Here is a 17,096-nt window from a genome sequence, read left to right on the forward strand (position 1 = left end):
CTCTCCATCTCTCGTCGGCGAAGCTTGGTCGCGTTCGCATCGACAGCCCGGAAGCGGCGCCCTAACGTCCGCACCCTGTTCAAAGGCTGAGGGTGTTTCCGTTCATGCGTCTGATCGCTTCCGCCGCCGTGCTTGCCGCCGGCGCCCTGCTGACCGCCTGCGCCACGACAGGCGCCGAGGGCGGCGCATCGTCCGCGTTCGATACGGCGCGTCTTTCCGAGCACGTCCGCGTGCTGGCTGACGACAGCTTCCAGGGGCGGGGCATCGCCACTCCGGCCGAGGACATGACCGTCCGTTATCTGAGCGAGCAGTACGCCGCCGCGGGCTTCCAGCCGGGCGGCGAGAACGGCGGCTGGACCCAGGCCGTCACGCTCAACCGTTTTACCGCCTCGAATATCCGGGCGCAGTTCCGCGTCGGCGACGCCTCGATCCCGCTGAACCAGGGGCAGGAGATCGTCATCTCCACCCGCCTGCCGGGCGATCACGCCCATCTGATGAACAAGCCGCTGGTCTTCGTCGGCTACGGCATCGACGCGCCCGAGCGTCAGTGGAATGACTTCAAGGACGTGGACGTCCGCGGCAAGGTCATCGTCGTCCTCGTCAACGACGCCGATTTCGAACAGCCCGAGCTGAACACCTTCGGCGGACGGGCCATGACCTACTACGGTCGCTGGACCTACAAGTACGAGGAGGCCGCCCGGAAGGGCGCCGCCGGCGTCATCATCGTCCACGAGACCGCGCCGGCCTCCTATGGCTGGGCCACGGTGACCAACAGCTGGTCGGGTCCGCAGTTCGACATCGTGCGCCAGAACGCCGCCGCCGAGCGCGTGGCGATGGAAGCCTGGGTCCAGCGCGACGTGGCTGTTGACCTGTTCCGCCGCGCGGGTCAGGATTTCGAGGCGCTGAAGGTCGCCGCGCGCTCGCGCGACTTCCGTCCGGTCGAACTGAACGGCGCGACGTTCAGCGGGATGTTCGACGTGGCGACCAGCCAGGTGACCACGCATAACGTCATCGCCCGTCTGCCGGGCACGACCCATCCGGACGAGACCGTCCTGTACACGGCGCACTGGGATCACATCGGCGTCGGCGCAGCGGACGCAGAGGGCGACAGCATCTTCAACGGCGCCGTCGACAACGCCACCGGCACCGCCGGCCTGCTGGAACTGGCCCGCGTCTTCGCAGCCGGCCCGCGTCCCGAGCGCTCGATCGTCATGATCAGCTTCACCGCCGAGGAGAGTGGCCTGCTGGGCTCGGAGTACTACGCCGCCAACCCGATCTATCCGTTGGAAACGACCGTCGGCGGGTTCAACGTCGACTCGATGAACGTCTACGGCCGCGTCGCCCGCTACGGCATCACCGGCTATGGCCAGTCGGACCTGGACGAGCGCCTCGGCGCCGTGGTCGAGAGCCAGGGTCGGACCCTGCTGCCCGACGGCAACCCGGCGGCGGGCGGCTACTTCCGCTCGGATCACTTCCCGCTGGCCAAGCGCGGCGTGCCGATGACCTTTGGCGGCGGCAGCGGCGACTTCCGCGACGAGCCGATCGCCGCCCGCGAGGCGAACCGTTCGGAGTACGGCCGCACCCGCTATCACCAGGCAGGCGACGAGTGGTCGCCGGACTGGGATCTGACCGGTCAGGTCGAGGACCTGCAGGTGATCTGGTCGGTGGGCCGCGATCTGGCCAACAGCCGTGACTGGCCGCAGTGGAAGCAGGGGTCGGAGTTCGGTCCCGCGCGCGCCGCAAGCGGGGCGCAACGCCGCTAGTTCATGACGAAAAGGTAATGGGCCGCGTCCGCGCGGGCCGTCCTAGAATGGGCTCCATCTGATCCGGGATGGAGCCCATTTTCATGTTCCGCAAACTGACCGGCGGCGTCGCCATCGCCGCCGTTCTTCTGGCCGCCGGCGTCGCCAACGCCCAGGACTTCACCGCCCAGGCCCTGAGCGACGGCATCCGCGTCATCAGCGCCGACGAGTTCCAGGGCCGCTATCCCGGCACCGAAGGCGAGCGCATGACGCTGGAATGGCTGCAGGCCCAGTATGAGGCCATGGGCCTCCAGCCCGGCGCACTGAACGGCCAGTGGCTGCAGCGCGTCGAGCTGAAACGCTACACCCCCGTGGCCGGCGCGACCGCCAGCTGGACGGGCCCGGACGGCGCCGTGCATCCGCTGACCGTCGGAACCGACATCACCCTGCGCGCCGTGACCAACGACGGCCGCGCCTCGATCCGCGACGCCGCCGTGGTCTTCGCCGGCTACGGCATCACCGCCCCCGAGCGGAACTGGGACGACTACGGCGACCTCGATGTCCGCGGCAAGGTCGTGGTCGTCATCGCCGGCGAGCCGGACGGAGACCTGTTCAACGGCGAATACGCCACCAACTACCAGTCGGGAGCCTACAAGGCCGACGAGGCCTTCCGCCGCGGCGCGGTCGGCGTGATCACCCTGCTGGCCCAGCCGGCGTCCTCGCCGGCCTGGCAGGGCACGGTCCGCGCCAGCAGCCGGACCCGCACCCTGACACCCGGCGCGGCGGACCTCGAATTCTCCGGCGTCGTCAACCACGACACCGCCCACGGCTGGGCCACCGCCGCCGGTCTGTCGATGGACACCCTGGCCAACACCGCCAGCGGCCAGTTCAAAGCAGTCGAACTGACCGGCGTGAAGCTGTCGGTCGACGCGTCGGAAACCATCGACACCCTGGTCACCCATAACCTGCTGGCGAAGATCGAAGGCTCGGCGCGTCCGAACGAGACGATCATCTACTCGGCTCACTGGGATCACGTCGGCGGCGAGGCCCAGCATCCGGGCGTCGAGGGCGACAAGATCTGGAACGGCGCCTGGGACAACGCCTCGGGCACCATCGGCGTGCTGGAGATGGCCCGTCAGCTGAGCCAGGCTCCGCGGCCGCAGCGCACCATCGTCTTCGCCCACATGGCGGCCGAGGAAATGGGCCTGCTGGGCGCCTACGCCTATGCCGCCGATCCGGTCTATCCGCTGGAGACGACGGTTGCCGACATCAACATCGACATGCTGCCCCTGTCGCCGTCGACCCGCGACATCGCCATCTTCGGCAAGGGCCAGAACGATCTCGAGGACCGTCTCGAAGCTCTGGCGACCCCGCTCGGCCGCTACGTTTCGGACGACGGCATGCCGGAGCAGGGCTTCTACTACCGCTCGGACCACTTCCCGTTCGCCCGCGCCGGCGTGCCGGCCCTGATGCCGTGGCATGGCTGGGACTGGGTCGAGGGTGGTCGCGAGGTCGGGGAGGCGGCGTGGCGGACCAAATTCGCGGCCGACTATCACAAGCCGTCGGATGAGTGGTCCGCGGACCTGGACTTCACCTCGGCGGTCGAGAACCTGACCCTGCTGTATCGTCTGGGTCTGGACTTGGCGAACGGCACGGACTGGCCGGGCTGGAAGCCGACGTCGGAGTTCGGCCAGGTGCGCGATCGCTCGGCGGCGGCGCGCCGGTGACCCTGAGCATTCGCCCTCTGACCGGCGACGGCTCGCCGCCGGCGGAGGGCGAATACGCCCAGGCGTGTGAAGTCAGCGGGGCGACCCGCTGGCTCTATCTGTCCGGCCAGATTCCGGTCGCGCCGGACGGCTCGCTGGCGCCCGATTTCACCGGCCAGTGCGAGCAGGTCTGGGACAATCTGGAGACCCAGCTGCGCGCGGCCGGCATGACGCTGGACAACCTCGTGAAGGTCACGACCTTCCTGTCCGACCGGCAGTATGCGCTGGAAAATCGTGAGGTGCGCATCCGCCGTCTCGGCGGGCGGCAGACGGCTCTGACTGTGATCGTCACCGGCATCTTCGACGAAGCCTGGCTGGTCGAGATCGAGGCCGTGGCGGCTGCTTGAGTTCCTCCCCCAGCGGGGGAGAAATAGCCAGTTTGCCGCGTTGCGAACCCGTCCGGTCAGGCGCAACGTCGCTTCATGAGCCGCTGGTCGCCCAAGCCCGCCCCCGACGAACCGGACGGGCTGATCCTTTTCGACGGCGTCTGTGTCTTCTGCTCGCGCTGGGTGCGGTTCGTGCTGAAGCTGGATCGCGCACGGCGCTTCCGCTTTCTGCCGATACAGTCGCCGGGCGGCCGTGAACTCGCCGTCCGATACGGCATCGATCCGGACGCCCCCGAGACCAACGCCGTGGTCTGGAACGGCGAGATCTTCTTCAAGTCCGACGCGGCCCTCACCGTGCTATCGCAACTGACCGAGACCGCGCCACTGGGTGCGCTGAAGCTCGCGCCGCGCGGCCTGCGCGACCCTGTCTACGACCTGATCGCTCGCAACCGCTACAACCTCTTTGGCCGCACCGAGACCTGCATGGTCCCGACGCCTGAGGACCGCGACCGGTTCATGGTTTGAGGTGCGAATGAGACGGGTTCTGGTGATTGGCGCCGGCGGCGTCTTCGGCTCGAGACTGACCGAGGGCCTGTTGCGACGCGGGTTCGAGGTCATCGTCGCAGGCCGGGACGCCGTGAGAGCCGAGGCTGTCGCCGCCCGGCTGCGGAGGGGGTTCCCCGGCGCGGCGGTCGGCACGGCGGCGCTCGACACCCGCACACTGACGCCCGAACAGTTGACCGCTACCGGCGCGACCATCGTCGCGGACATGGCCGGGCCGTTTCAGGGCGCGGAGCCGACCACGGCTCGCACCGCCATTCTGGCCGGGCTCCACTACGTCGATCTGGCCGACGGCCGGCACTTTGTCGCCGCCTTCCCGAGGCTCGACGCCGATGCCAAAACCCGCGGCGTGGTCGCTCTGACCGGCTGCAGTTCAACGCCCACCCTGTCCAATGCCGTGCTCGATGCGCTGACCACCGGCTGGCGCGAGGTGACCTCGGTCGAGGCCGCCATCTCGCCTGGCGCCCGCGCGCCCAAGGGCCTGTCGGTCATGCAGGCCATCCTGTCGTGGATGGGGCGGCCGGTGCGGGTCTTCGAGAACGGCGAATGGACCACCCGCCATGGCTGGAGCGGTCTTTATCGGCGCGACTTCGGGGCAGCCGGGCGGCGGCGGGTTTCGCTCTGCGAGACGCCGGATCTCGACTTCTTCGCCGCCCGCTTCGCGCCGAAGCGGAGCGCCCGCTTCCTCGCCGGTCTGGAACCCTGGCTTCTGCACCTGGAGGCGTGGCTGCTGGCCGGGCTGGTCCGGGTGTTCCGGTTCGACCCCGTGCCGCTCGCCAACCTGCTGCGGACGATGGCCGAGTTGCACTCGGCGGGCGGTTCGGATCGCGGCGCCATGCGGGTCGAGGCTCTTGGCGTCGATGCCGAGGGGCGGGCGGTGCGCGCGTGCTGGCGTCTGGTCGCCGAGCCGGGGGAGGGGCCGAAAACGCCGGGCCTGCCCGCGCTCGCCGCTATCCGTGCGATCGCCGCCGGACAGATCGAACCCGGCGCCCGCGCCTGTGTCGGCGTGCTTCCACTTCGGGCCATCGAGGACGAGATGACGCCGCACGGCATCGCCACCCAAACCGTCGTCGAGCGCGGCGCCATCTTCGCCCGCGCCATCGGCCCGGCCTTCGATGGGCTGCCCGCCCCGATCCGCGCCCTGCACGAGACGTCTGGCCTGTCGGTCTGGCAGGGCAGGGCGATGACCGAAGGCGCGGCCAATCCTCTGGGCGCACTGGTCGCGGCCATCGTCGGCTTCCCGAAGGCGCAGCCCGATTGTCCGGCTGAGGTCTTGATCGATACCGATGGCGAACGCTCGATCTGGCGTCGTCGGATCGGGAGCCATGCCTTCCGCAGCGTCCTTTCGCACCCCGCGCCCGGCGGTCGCGTCCGCGAACGCTTCGGGCCGATCAGCATGGATCTGGAGCTGACGCCCGAGGGAGAGCGTCTGATTTATCGCGTCATCGGCTGGCGGTTCGGCCCCATTCCGCTCCCGAGGGCGCTGGGCCCTTCGACGGTCGCCTTCGAGGAGGTCGATACCGAGGGCCGGTTTGTCTTCGACGTCACCATTTCCGTGCCCTTCGTCGGCAAGGTGGTGCGCTACCGTGGCTGGCTGGTCCGCCAGAGCTGAGACCAAAAGAAAAGGGGACGCCGGGTCAGCGTCCCCTCTCCCCACGAGCCGTTGCGTACGTGCGATTACGCAGCGGGCTCCACGGTGGCGCGAGCGATCAGTTCGCGAGCTTGCTGAATGCCGGCCTCGGTCGTCAGCGTGCCGGCCTGGATCTCGTCGGCCCAGTCCATCAGGGGCTTGCCGGTGACGGCGCCGCGATTGGCTTCTTCCTCGAGGTAGATGCCGCCGTTGCGGGTCGCGACCTCGTCCCAAGCGGCGCGGACACCGGCCCAGTAGTCCTTGGTCGCGGTCCAGTAGGCGTCGCCCGGTGCGGCGTCGTAGTTGTCGACGTGGCGATAGGTGTTGATGACGTCTTCCTGGACGATGGCCGATAGCTGGGCGGCGTCGCCCTCGGCCGGGCCGACCTTCATGTTGTCCTGGATATGCACCCAGCCCGCCGGCGTCAGGGCGTGGCGGTTGGTGCCCAGATAGCGGTCGTAGATCGGGTCGCGCACCGCGTCACGGCGGGCCAGCGGACGCCAGGTGGCGTTGCTGGTCCATTCGGCGATGCCGTGGGTGTAGTCCCAGCGACCGACGCCGCCATAGCGCGGGCTGTCGTCGGTCTGCCAGACGGTCTGCGACCAGGCGCCCCGGCGCTCGTCGGCCGAAACCGGCGTCAGGGTCCAGTGGTCCGGGCCGGCATAGGTCAGCACGGTTTCGGGCTGGTAGACCCAGGCCTGACGCCAGTGCTTGATGACCATGTGATTGCCTGCGTCATCGCTCATGACGAGGATGTGCTGCAGGCTGATGCGATCGCCCTCGTCGTAGACCACGCGGACGATCTCGTTGCCGGCCGACAGCTTCTCCTCCAGCGGCTCGTAGCCTTCGCGGAAGCTGACGTTCTCGCGCATGTCGAAGCGGACGCGCATCTGGCCGGCTTGGGCGAGGATCGACTGGCGATCCCGCTCGAACTGGCTGGCGGGAGCCTCGCCGGTGGTCGCGACCGGCGCGGTCTGGGCCAGGGCAGGGGTGGAGACCGCCAGCACGGCGGCCAGGACGGTGGTGATCATCAGGGCGCGGCGCATGGCGGCCTCCTTAAAATGCGAGTCAGTCGCGTTATTGTGTGATCGGCTCAGTACCGCAAGGCCAGCGAGAGGCCGAAGTTGCGGCCGGGCTGGGTGTAGGCGTCCTTGATGGCCGAGCTGGCGCCCACGCCGCGGACGTCGCTCCACCAGCTGTAGGTTTCGTCCAGGACGTTGAACACGCCGGCGCGGGCCGTGACCTGCTCGGTCACGTTCCAGTAGGCGGTCAGGTCGAGGAGCGCGACGTCGTCGCCGACGTAGCAGCCGGCGGTCGAGGTCGGCGTTGCGCTGTAGCAGCCAAGCCCGGTCGTCGTGCCGTTGCTCTTCGCCTGCGACCAGGTGCCGATGGCCTGCACGCCGAAGACGCCGGCCGGATCGTCGTAGCCGACGCCAAGCACAACCTTGACCGGATCGATGCTGGCCAGCGCCGTGGTGCGGCCGTTGCTGGTCGACTGGCCTTCGGCGTAGCCAATGGCGAAGCGGGCGCTCACGCCGTTGTCCCAGAAGGCGTCGGCCTTGGCTTCGACACCCTCGATCTCGACGTCCGTGAAGTTGACGAACTGGAAGATCGCCGGGTTGGTCGGCGTGAAGGCGCCGCCGACCTGTTGCTGGCTGATGAAATCCTCGTAGTCCGACTGGAAGACGACCAGTTGGCCGGCCACGCGGGCGCCGAACAGGGGCACGTTCCGGATCCGGGCGCCGATCTCGATGCTCTGGCTGGTTTCCGGTCGCAGGTTGGCGTTCGGGATCGAGGTGTAGCCCGAGGCGAGGTTGGTGAAGCCGTTGTTGACCTGGCTGGGGGTGGGGGCCTTGAAGCCCTCGGCCCAGTTGGCGAAGACGCCGAACTGATCGGTGCCCCACCACACCACGCCCAGTTTCGGCGAGATGTGATCGTCCTTCTGATCGGCGCGGGGGCCGACGTACAGCGGGTCGCTGGCCGTCGACAGCTCGTAGGAGTCCCAGCGCAGGGAGGGGATAATCCGGAGAGCGCCGCCCAGCAGGCTGATCTCGTCCTGCATGAAGGCGCCGGCCAGGGTGTAGTCGGTGCGCGGGAACGGGCTGGTCGGGAAGGTCTCGCCGAACGGCGGAACAGTCCCGTCCCGGATGCCTTCCTGCGTAGTCTCCGACCAGTCGCCGCCGAAGGTCACGCGATGCATGCCGAGGGTCTTCACGCCATAGGCGGCGAACCCGAGGACTTCGTTGTTGAACCAGTTGTCCCGGATGCGATCCGTACCGACGCGGTCCTCGAAGGTGTACTGACGGGTGGTCGCGTCCTGCCGGAATACGGAGACCTGGGCGCTGTCGAGCCCCAGGGCGTCATCGACCTGCCAGTCGAGACCGAAGCGTTCGCGCTCGGTCGTGTCCGCGGCGACAAGGTTCAGAACCGCGGTCGCGGCCGTCGGCGCCGTCGTCAGGAAGCGCGAGGTGCGGCCGCTCAGGACCTGTGCGTCCGAGTCCAACTGATAGCGGTCATAGGTGAAGCGCAGGCTGTGGCCCGGGGCGAAGTCCCACACCAGCTTGCCGAGCCATGCGTCGGAGCTGATCTCCTGCGGGTTCGCGATCGTACGGGCGCTGTAGTTGAAGCCCGGGGCCGTGACGGGCGGCGTGCCGAGCGTGACGGCGACCAGCTCTTCACCGGTCAGCGAGCCTTTTGTTTCCGTCTCCGACGCATTGCGGCCGGTCCACGCCAGCATGGCGGAGAAGGCTCCGCTGCGGCCCGCGATGGCCAGGGAGTTGGTCAGGCCTTCATCCGCGGAGTTGTAGCCGACGCGGGCGCGAGCGCCGAAGCTTTCCCCGTCACGGATCAGGTCGGCCGGATCTTTGGTCGTGAAGCTGACCGCGCCGGCAACCCCGTCCGATCCATAAAGAGCCGAAGCCGGGCCGCGCAGGATTTCGACCGACTTCATCAGATCCAGGTCGGTGTAGCCGCCGCGACCGACGCTCTGGGCGCCGAAGACGAAGCCGTCGGGGATACGGGTGCCGTCCACCACCATCAGGACGCGATCACCGCCGAGGCCCCGGATAGTGAAGCCCTCGTTGCCCGCGCGACCCGACGTGCCGAGCGCGGCGCCGAAGCGCGCCGGGGTGGTGATGACGCTGACCCCCGGCTCAAACCGGACCAGGTCCTTGATGTCGGTGACCAGCAGTTCCTCGATGTCCTCGGCGGTGAAGACGCTCACGGTCGCCGGAGCTTCGTCGGTGCGGGTCTCGGTGCGGGTAGACAGAACACTGACCGGCGGCAGCTGGACCGGGTCTTCGCTGACGATCACGGCGGTCGTCGCGACGGTCTGGGCCATGGCGGCTGGTGCGGCGGCGAGGGTCAGGGCCGAAAGCCCGGCGGAGAGAAGGAGAGTGCGCATGAACGGCCCCGCTTGAATGAAGTGGGGCGCAATTAGTGCGAACGACTCGCACAAGCAATCGCAATCAGATCAAAAGTGGTGTCCTGATGCGAATTGGTCGCAATCAATCTGGCAGTCGAACGGCGGCGCTTTCAGACCGGGGCGCTCGTTGTCCCAGATCATGTGCAGGATCGACCAGAGACCGTCCGGGCTCTTGGCCAACTGGATCGAGTTGATCCCGCGACGCTCGGGCTCGACGTCCGCCGGGTCGTTGCGCGCCTCGTACAGGCTCCAGACGTGGGCCATGTTGCCGAACACGTCGATCCGCCGGGCGATCTCGACCTCGAAGAAGCCGGTCGTGTCGAAGAAGGGAGTGACGTTGGCCTGATACTCTTCCCGCCCCAGCACGATCATCGTTGGGCGGCCGTCGGCGTCCAGACCCGTGCGGGCCTGTCGGCTTTCCGGGTGGAAGATTTCGCGCTGGGTCGCCCAGTCGCGTGGACCGGCGGGGCCGGAGATGCAGGCGTACATGGCGTCCACCACGGCGCCGATATCGCTGCGATCCACCATCAGGCGCGCTTCCGCACAAAGACGGTGCCGGCCGAATAGCCCGCGCCGAAGCTGCAGATCAGGCCGACATCGCCGGCCTCGAACCCGTCGTTGTGCAGGTGGAAGGCGATGATCGAACCGGCGGACGAGGTGTTGGCGTACTCGTCCAGGATGATGACGTTCTCATGCGGCTCGGGCTCGCGGCCCAGGACCTTGCGGCCGATGAACTGGTTCATGTTGATGTTGGCCTGGTGCAGCCACATCCGCTTCAGGCCCGTGGGGTCGATGCCCAGCTCGGCGGCGTGGTCGACGATCATGTCGGACACCATCGGCACCACGTCCTTGAAGACTTTTCGGCCCTGCTGGACGAACAGCTTGTCCGGCGCGCCGATGCCTTCGGGCGCGGCGTTGTTCAGGAAGCCGAAATTGTTGCGGATATTGTTCGAGAAGCTGGTCTTTAGCCGGGTTCCGAGAATCTCCCAGCCGCCGGCCGCGGCCTGATCCTCGGCCTCGACGATCACGGCCGTGGCCACGTCGCCGAAGATGAAGTGGCTGTCGCGGTCCTTGAAGTTCAGATGGGCCGAGCAGACCTCGGGGTTCACCATCAACACCGCCTTGACCGAGCCCGAGCCGATGAAGTCGGCGGCGGTCTTCAGGCCGAAAGTGGCGGACGAGCAGGCGACGTTCATGTCGAAGGCGAAACCCTCGATGCCCAGCGCCTGCTGGATCTCGATGGCCATGGCCGGATAGGCGCGCTGCATGTTCGAGGCGGCGCACAGCACGGCCCCGACCTCGCTGACCGGCTTGCCCCAGGCGGCGATCGCCTGCTGCGCGGCCTTCACGGCCATCTCGGCCAGAACCGACAGCTCCTCGTTCGAGCGCTCGGGAATGTTCGGCGCCATCCGCTCGGGATCCAGCACCCCGGCCTTGTCCAGCACGAAGCGCGATCTGATGCCCGACGCCTTCTCGATGAACTCGACCGAGGAATGCGTCAGCGCCTCGACCTCTTCTTCGGCGATCTCAGCGCTGTGGCGTTCGTTGAACCGGTCCGCATAGGCGTTGTAGGCGGTGACCAGTTCCTCGTTCGAGATGGATTGGTCCGGGGTGAACAACCCCGTGGCGGCGATGACGGCTTTGGTCACTCGATGCGTTCCCTGCGGCGCCGCGACAGGGCGTCCGTTCTTATTGAGAACGCATAGATAGGCCCGTCAGGCGCGCGGGTCGAGACGCGCCAGCAGTCGCTGGGCTGCGACCAGATGCAGCCGCTCCACCATCTGTCCGTCCACCCGGATGGCCCCCTTTCCGTCGGCCTCCGGGGCGGCGAAGGCGGCGACAACGGCGCGGGCCTTCGCGACCTCGTCCTCCGACGGCGAGAAGGCGGCGTTGGCGCCGTCGATCTGGCTGGGGTGGATCAGGCTCTTGCCGTCGAAGCCGTAGAGCCGGCCCTGCGCGCACTCCGCAGCGAAGCCCTCGGCATCGGTGAAGCGGTTGAACACCCCGTCGATCGCCAGCAGTCCGTAAGCCCGCGCTGTAGCGACCATGCTCGCCATCCACGGCTTGAACGGCTCGCGATCCGGCGACGGCCCGGTCCCCAGCGCCGCCGCCAGATCATTGACGCCCAGCATCAGGGCCTCGACCCGGGGCATGGCGGCGATGTCCATCATGTGCAGCAGGCCCTTGGGCGTCTCGATCATCGCCCACAGCCGCGTCGTGCCCGGCAGGCTCTCCAGAACGCCCAAGGAATCCCCGGCGTCGTTGACCTTGGGCGCGACGACGAAGCCGACGTTGGTCTGCGCCAGGGCGTCGAGATCGTCTCCGCCCCATTCGGTGTCCAGGCCGTTGATCCGCACACCGACGCGCGGGCCGAAACCGCCGGCCCGGATCGCCTCGACGGCGGCGGCGCGCGCCTCAACCTTGGCTTCCGGCGCGACGGCGTCCTCGAGGTCCAGCACGACCGCGTCGCAGGGCAGCGTCCGCGCCTTCTCGATCGCGCGGGCGTTGCTGGCCGGCAGATAGAGGACGCTGCGGGCCATCAGACCTTGCCCAACACCGGGATCAGGGCGCCCGTGATCGCGCGGCTTTCAGGAGAGGCGAGGAACAGCATCACCCGCGCCAGATCGGCCGGCGCCACCCACTTGGCCGGATCGGCGTCGGGCATGTCCTTGCGGTTCTGGTCGGTGTCGAGGATCGAGGGCAGGACGGCGTTGACGGTGACGGAGGTCGACTTGAGCTCCTCTGCCAGGCTCTCCGTCAGGCGGTGGACGCCGGACTTGGACGCGGCGTAAGCGCCCATGCCGGCGGCGCTTTTCAGGGCGGCGTTGGCGCCGACGTTGACGATGCGACCCTCGGGCGAAGCCTTCAGATGGGGCAGGGCGGCGCGGCTGGCGTTCAGGGCGGTGGTGACGTTCAGGGCGAACATCTTCGCCCAGGCGGGGTCCGCGTCGTCCGTGGTCTGCCAGACGAAGCCGCCGGCGATGTTGAGCAGGGCGTCCAGCTTGCCGAAATGCGCGACGACGGCGTCGATGGCCCTGGCGGCGGAGGCGGGGTCGGTCAGGTCGACGCCGCCAAGCTCCAGCACGCCCTCGGGCGCCGCATGGCCGGAGGCGTGATCGATGACGGCGACTTTCAGCCCGTCCGCCAGCGCCGCCTCGACGACTGCGCTGCCCAGGGCGCCGTGCCCGCCCGTGATTGCGATGACCCGTTCCGACATGCCGTCCTCCTGTTCGCCGGACGGCTTAGCAGATGATCAGGCCGCGAACACCTTGCCCAGCAGCCGCTCCAGAGCGGCGGCGTCCACGGCGTCGAAGGCCGCGGTCTCGGTCGCGTCGATGTCGAAGACCGCGATCAGGGCGCCCGAGGCGTCCAGCACCGGCACGACGATCTCGCTGGCCGAGCGCGGGTCGCAGGCGATGTGGCCGGGGAAGGCGTGGACGTCGTCGACGATCTGGGTCTGGCGAGTCGCGGCGGCGGTCCCGCAGACACCCCGGCCGAAGGCGATGCGCAGACAGCCGAGCGTGCCCTGATAGGGGCCGACCACCAGCTCGTCCGCCTTCGTATCATCGACGACGTAGAAGCCGGTCCAGAAGAAGACCGGGAAGGCGTCGGCCAGCATGGAGGAGACGGTCGCCATGCGCGCCGTCCGGTTCGGCTCGCCGTCCAGAACGGCCAGGATCTCGGCCTCCACCTCGGCGTAGCGGGCGGTCTTGTCGGCGGGGCGGTCGTCACGAGCGACGTAGGACATCGGGCGGCTCCGGATCGGGTTTGTCGCATATAGGCGAGCGCCAGACGCGATGCGAGCCCGCGATTCTTCGCCTGTCAGGGGAATCCCAAGAGGCTGATTTCGGTGGAAAACTGTCGCTTCGCCACAAAATGGCCGCTCTGCGGCAACGCTTTGTCGCAAAACAGCGTTAACCTTGACAGGACCTTAACCGGAACGGACTGTCGCGGTCGCGCAAAGGTTAACGGGCAGGGGCGTGAGACGCCCGTTCAGGGCGTGTGAGGGGATCGATGGCCGAGGGCGAAGGCAATCAGGAAGGACGCCTGGGCTCCGGCCGGTCGCGTGGCCCCGTCGCGATCGCCGCCGTCGCAGGCGTGCTCGCGCTGGCGGCGCTGACCGTCGCCTCCTGCGGTGACCAGGGCGGCGTACGCTTCTGGCAAGGCGGCTCCGAAGCTCGCGGCAACAGCTGTCCGCGCCCCGCCTCCATGACCGGCTCCGAGTTCAACGCCCAGGAAACCGGCCTGCGCGCCCTGCGCCGCGCGGCCTTCCAGAACGACTTCTTCGCCCAGATCGAGCTCGGCTCCCGCTACGCCGCCGTCCGCGCGACCGACAAGAACATCGAGGACCCGATCGAGAGCGCCACCTGGTACGCCATGGCGCTGGCCAACGACGAGGGCTACGCCGCGATCAACCGCGTGGACCGCGGCGGCTGGGGCGGTTGGCGCCCGCTGTCTCGCTATGACGATTGTCGGGCGTGGGAGCGCCATGACGCCTACGCTCGTCTGGACCGCCTGCTGTCCGGGATGACCCGCGAGGAACAGGAATCGGTTCGCGACCGCGTCATCTACGTCCTGTCGACCCAGGACGCTGAGGGCTATCGCACCCTGGCCCGCCTGCACGATGGTCTCTACGGTCCGTTCGGCGAGCCGGAGGACAACCGTCAGGCCCGCGAGGCCTGGGGCCGCAACGCCAACAACAACGGCAACGACCGCGAACGCCGCCAGCGTCGCGGCTATCCGGCGGCCACCGCCCTGTTCCAGCGCAACGACGTCGACGCCTACCTCTACAACTACCTCGCTGTGCAGACCGGCGACGTCGGCGCCTATGTGCTGATGCGCGATTTCGAGCGCTCGGCCCCCAGCCGCGCCCAGTATCAGCGCTTCGTCGAGGTGAAGGCGCGTCAGTGGACGCCGCCCTTCGAATTCTATCCGAATACCGCGCCGCAGTCGGGCGTGCCGTTCTCTGACGAGAGCCGTCCGCGCGGCGACGCCTATGAGTACGCCCTGTCGCGGATGTCGAGCGAACTGCCCTTCATCCATGTCGGCCGGGCCATGCGCTATCTCGGCGTGACCGAGACGGCGGCCCAGCGTCCTGAGGATCTGTCCAGGCGTCAGATCGAGACGCTGGAAGCCATGCTGGGCCATCCGATGGAAGGCCGCCTGTCCTTCATCGAGCGCGTCCGCGCGATCCAGCTGGCGGCGGTCAACGGCTCGTCCGAGGCCCAACTGGTTCTGGCGGTCATGTACGCCGAGGGCATTGGCCTGCCGGCTGACTATGCCCGCGCCTTCAAGTGGTTCGAGGAGGCGGCGCGTCAGGGCAGCCCTGAGGCCAAGTTCGCCATGTCCAGCTACTTCGCCTTGGGCGTCGCCGGCGTGGCCGATCAGGACAAGGCGCAGGCGGTGGCCCTGCGTATCGATTCCGCACTGTCGGGCTTCGGTCCGTCGGCCGGGCGCCTGCAGGCCGTGCTGGCCCAGGTCTCCCGCTCGCAGCGCCGCTAAGGAGGGCGTGCTCCCATGACGACCCGGTCTCCGTTCGGTTTCGGCAAGATCATCGGCGGCGCGGTCGCCATCGCGGGCGCTGTCGGCCTGTTCGCCCTGCTCAATGCGCCCGGCGCAAGCGCCCAGGTCGCGGCCAAGGTCGAGAGCCAGACCCGCCCGAACTTCGGCGTGCTGCTGGATCCGCCGACCCGCACCTATCGCCAGCGTCGGCCGCAGCGCCGCTATGACTACGGCACGCATCGCCCCGACTGGCGTCCCGGCTATCCGGGCCGTCCGGGTGGCGAGGAGGTCGTGCTGGTCGACTGCGGCGGCAATCCGGGGACCGGAGCGGTCGAGGACGCGGTTCGTCGTGTCCGTCCCGGCGGCACCCTGGTCATCCGCGCCCGCGGCGGGGCCTGCGTCGGCTGGCTGAACATCGACAAGCCGCTGACCATCATTGGCGAAGGCGGCTTCGATCCGCGCGGCTGGGCCCGCAACTCCGAGCCGACCCTGCAGGCGCCGGACGGCCTGCCGTGCATGACCGTCGCCTCGGGCGTTCGTGTCGAAATCCGCGACATGGTCTTCGGCTCGCCTCGCGCGGGCGACGCGGCCTGCATCGTGGGCTACGGCGCGGACATCGTCATGAACCGCGTGGGCTTCCACCACGCGGGCGATGAGGCCGCCATCTACGTCGACGGTGGTTTGCTGGACATCCGCAACGCCGTAATCGACGCCCAGACCATCGCCCCGGCCATTGTCGCCGATGGCGCTGTGGTCAATGCGTGGGAGCTGACCGTGTCGGGCGCGCACTCCGGCATGGAGATCGTCCCGGCGGGCGGCCAGACCTCGCGCATCACGGCAACCACCCTGAAGGGCACGAACTCGCCGAACAATTTCGGTCCCCGCTCCATCGGCCTGGCGGTTCGCTCGGGCCGCGACTACGGCCGGGTCGAGGTCGACAATACGGCCATCTGCGGCTTCATCGAGGGCGTGGTGGTCGAGGGCGCGTCCCTGTCGGTCGCCAACAGCCGTATCTGCCGCTCTGACAAGGGTGCTGTCCTGTACAGCGGCGAACTGCGTCTGACCGACAGCCGGATCCGCGCCGACGGCGTCGGCGTCGCCGCCGCTGCGGGCCATGCGGTGGTTGTGAACAACGTCTTCGCCGGCGTCCGCGACGTCATCTACGCCGAGCCTCGCGCCAGCGTCGAAGCCCGCGGCAACCGCGTGTGGTCGCAGCATGTCTGCCGTCCGCAGTTCCGCGATCGCTACCGCGGCCGCTACGAGCCCTACTGGCGTCAGGGCGAGGGCTGGACCTGCACCTATGGCTCCTACCCGCGCGAGTGGTGGAGCCAGGAAGACGGCATGCTGGGCTTCGAATACTACGATGACGGTCATCGTCTGGACGGCTACGACGAGTATCGTGACGGCCAGGGGTGGTACGATCGTGACGGCCGATACGTCCGCGACGACCGCTATCAGGGCGACGACCGCTGGAACCGCGGTGGCGGCAACGGCTGGTGGGGGCGGTAGGGGGTCTTAGTTAGGCAAGGCCGACGGTGGTGCGGGCTCGGATGGCCATGCTTCATCTGCGGCCAGGATAACTTCCTGCGGATGAAGCTCCAGTTGTCCGCCCCCCGGCGTGCAGATGGTGCCGACCCAGGTGACCCGCCGCTTGCCCTGCGGCAGCATCTCGATCTGCTGGACGACGGTCGGCTCAGGCCGGCTTTCCACGGGGATCGGTGAAGGGGGAGGTTCGGCTGCCCACGATCTGGCCTCGACCGCAATCACGGCTTCCGTCGGCGCGTCGTCCTCTGCCTGCGAAGCAGCGGGGCCGATGTCAGTACGCCAGTTCCGGAAGATCGATCTCAGGAGAGCCATAGCGGCTTCCGTGCCCAACCGACGTGATAGGTCGTGTACTGGGTGACCAACTGGTTCTCGCCGAAATAGAGGACATTGAAGCCCTTATCGACGCCGACCAGATACCCTTTCGGGGTGTCATTCAGGCACCGGTTCAGCAGATCCATGGCTTCCGCGATCTCCGCCTCGGTCTTGATGGCGGCGTTGTCGCTGCCGACCACGATCCGCTTGATGAAGCGGATTTCGTGCAGATGAAAAGGCTCGCGGGACACGTTGGTTCCTCGATTGGCAAGTCGGCGCGCCGCGTGG

At 68.3% G+C, this 17,096-nt stretch carries 16 protein-coding genes; 7 read left to right on the top strand and 9 right to left on the bottom strand.

The genetic code is table 11. The annotated features are described in order from the left end of the window. Positions 1-104: 104 nt before the first annotated feature. From ABDZ95_RS06560 to ABDZ95_RS06580, 5 genes are all read left to right on the top strand, one after another. Positions 105-1,763 carry a M28 family metallopeptidase gene (locus ABDZ95_RS06560; RefSeq protein ID WP_343791906.1) on the top strand — a complete coding sequence of 553 codons (1,659 nt, stop codon included), beginning with the start codon at positions 105-107 and terminating at the stop codon, positions 1,761-1,763. A gap of 83 nt (positions 1,764-1,846) precedes the next feature. Further along, the gene (locus ABDZ95_RS06565) at positions 1,847-3,469 is read left to right on the top strand and encodes a M28 family peptidase (protein WP_343791908.1); all 1,623 of its coding nucleotides are present in this window, start codon (positions 1,847-1,849) and stop codon (positions 3,467-3,469) included. Next, positions 3,466-3,855 (top strand): RidA family protein, encoded by a 390-nt coding sequence (locus ABDZ95_RS06570; protein ID WP_343791910.1) that lies wholly within the window; start codon positions 3,466-3,468, stop codon positions 3,853-3,855. The genes ABDZ95_RS06565 and ABDZ95_RS06570 overlap by 4 nt, the downstream gene beginning before the upstream one ends. A 75-nt stretch (positions 3,856-3,930) precedes the next feature. Next, positions 3,931-4,359: a thiol-disulfide oxidoreductase DCC family protein gene (locus ABDZ95_RS06575; protein ID WP_343791912.1), complete on the top strand. Its 429-nt coding sequence runs from the start codon at positions 3,931-3,933 to the stop codon at positions 4,357-4,359. A gap of 7 nt (positions 4,360-4,366) precedes the next feature. Then, on the top strand, positions 4,367-6,007 hold the full coding sequence (locus ABDZ95_RS06580; RefSeq protein WP_343791914.1) for a saccharopine dehydrogenase family protein: 1,641 nt from the start codon (positions 4,367-4,369) through the stop codon (positions 6,005-6,007). 65 nt (positions 6,008-6,072) lie between these two features. Here ABDZ95_RS06580 and ABDZ95_RS06585 read toward each other — a convergent pair whose 3' ends face one another. The 7 genes from ABDZ95_RS06585 to ABDZ95_RS06615 form a co-directional block, all read right to left on the bottom strand. Beyond that, positions 6,073-7,071 carry a DUF6607 family protein gene (locus ABDZ95_RS06585; RefSeq protein ID WP_343791915.1) on the bottom strand — a complete coding sequence of 333 codons (999 nt, stop codon included), beginning with the start codon at positions 7,069-7,071 and terminating at the stop codon, positions 6,073-6,075. A gap of 47 nt (positions 7,072-7,118) precedes the next feature. Further along, positions 7,119-9,428 (bottom strand): TonB-dependent hemoglobin/transferrin/lactoferrin family receptor, encoded by a 2,310-nt coding sequence (locus ABDZ95_RS06590; protein WP_343791917.1) that lies wholly within the window; start codon positions 9,426-9,428, stop codon positions 7,119-7,121. A gap of 69 nt (positions 9,429-9,497) precedes the next feature. Further along, positions 9,498-9,977, bottom strand: a complete 480-nt coding sequence (locus ABDZ95_RS06595) for a Cif family virulence factor (RefSeq protein ID WP_343791919.1) — start codon at positions 9,975-9,977, stop codon at positions 9,498-9,500. Further along, positions 9,977-11,098: a beta-ketoacyl-ACP synthase III gene (locus ABDZ95_RS06600; RefSeq protein WP_343791921.1), complete on the bottom strand. Its 1,122-nt coding sequence runs from the start codon at positions 11,096-11,098 to the stop codon at positions 9,977-9,979. Before ABDZ95_RS06600 ends, ABDZ95_RS06595 begins: the two co-directional genes overlap by 1 nt. Positions 11,099-11,164: 66 nt before the next feature. Next, positions 11,165-11,989: an HpcH/HpaI aldolase/citrate lyase family protein gene (locus ABDZ95_RS06605; protein ID WP_343791923.1), complete on the bottom strand. Its 825-nt coding sequence runs from the start codon at positions 11,987-11,989 to the stop codon at positions 11,165-11,167. Next, positions 11,989-12,666, bottom strand: coding sequence for an SDR family NAD(P)-dependent oxidoreductase (locus tag ABDZ95_RS06610; RefSeq protein ID WP_343791926.1), 678 nt, complete (start codon positions 12,664-12,666; stop codon positions 11,989-11,991). The genes ABDZ95_RS06605 and ABDZ95_RS06610 overlap by 1 nt, the downstream gene beginning before the upstream one ends. 36 nt (positions 12,667-12,702) lie before the next feature. Beyond that, the gene (locus tag ABDZ95_RS06615; RefSeq protein WP_343791928.1) at positions 12,703-13,197 is read right to left on the bottom strand and encodes a GAF domain-containing protein; all 495 of its coding nucleotides are present in this window, start codon (positions 13,195-13,197) and stop codon (positions 12,703-12,705) included. A gap of 266 nt (positions 13,198-13,463) precedes the next feature. Between ABDZ95_RS06615 and ABDZ95_RS06620 the strand changes: the two genes are divergently transcribed. Beyond that, on the top strand, positions 13,464-14,951 hold the full coding sequence (locus ABDZ95_RS06620; RefSeq protein WP_343791930.1) for a tetratricopeptide repeat protein: 1,488 nt from the start codon (positions 13,464-13,466) through the stop codon (positions 14,949-14,951). Between the two features lie 15 nt (positions 14,952-14,966). Beyond that, complete coding sequence (locus ABDZ95_RS06625) at positions 14,967-16,460, top strand: right-handed parallel beta-helix repeat-containing protein (protein WP_343791932.1); 1,494 nt, start codon at positions 14,967-14,969, stop codon at positions 16,458-16,460. 6 nt (positions 16,461-16,466) lie between these two features. Here the strand turns inward: ABDZ95_RS06625 and ABDZ95_RS06630 are convergent, their stop codons facing one another. Together ABDZ95_RS06630 and ABDZ95_RS06635 are read right to left on the bottom strand one after the other, a co-directional pair. Then, complete coding sequence (locus ABDZ95_RS06630; protein ID WP_343791934.1) at positions 16,467-16,808, bottom strand: hypothetical protein; 342 nt, start codon at positions 16,806-16,808, stop codon at positions 16,467-16,469. Next, positions 16,796-17,096 (bottom strand): hypothetical protein (locus ABDZ95_RS06635; protein ID WP_343791936.1); only part of this gene is annotated, 301 nt, incomplete at its 5' end. The genes ABDZ95_RS06635 and ABDZ95_RS06630, both read right to left, overlap by 13 nt.

Origin of the sequence: Brevundimonas kwangchunensis, assembly GCF_039523815.1 — a bacterium.
GTDB lineage: Bacteria > Pseudomonadota > Alphaproteobacteria > Caulobacterales > Caulobacteraceae > Brevundimonas > Brevundimonas kwangchunensis.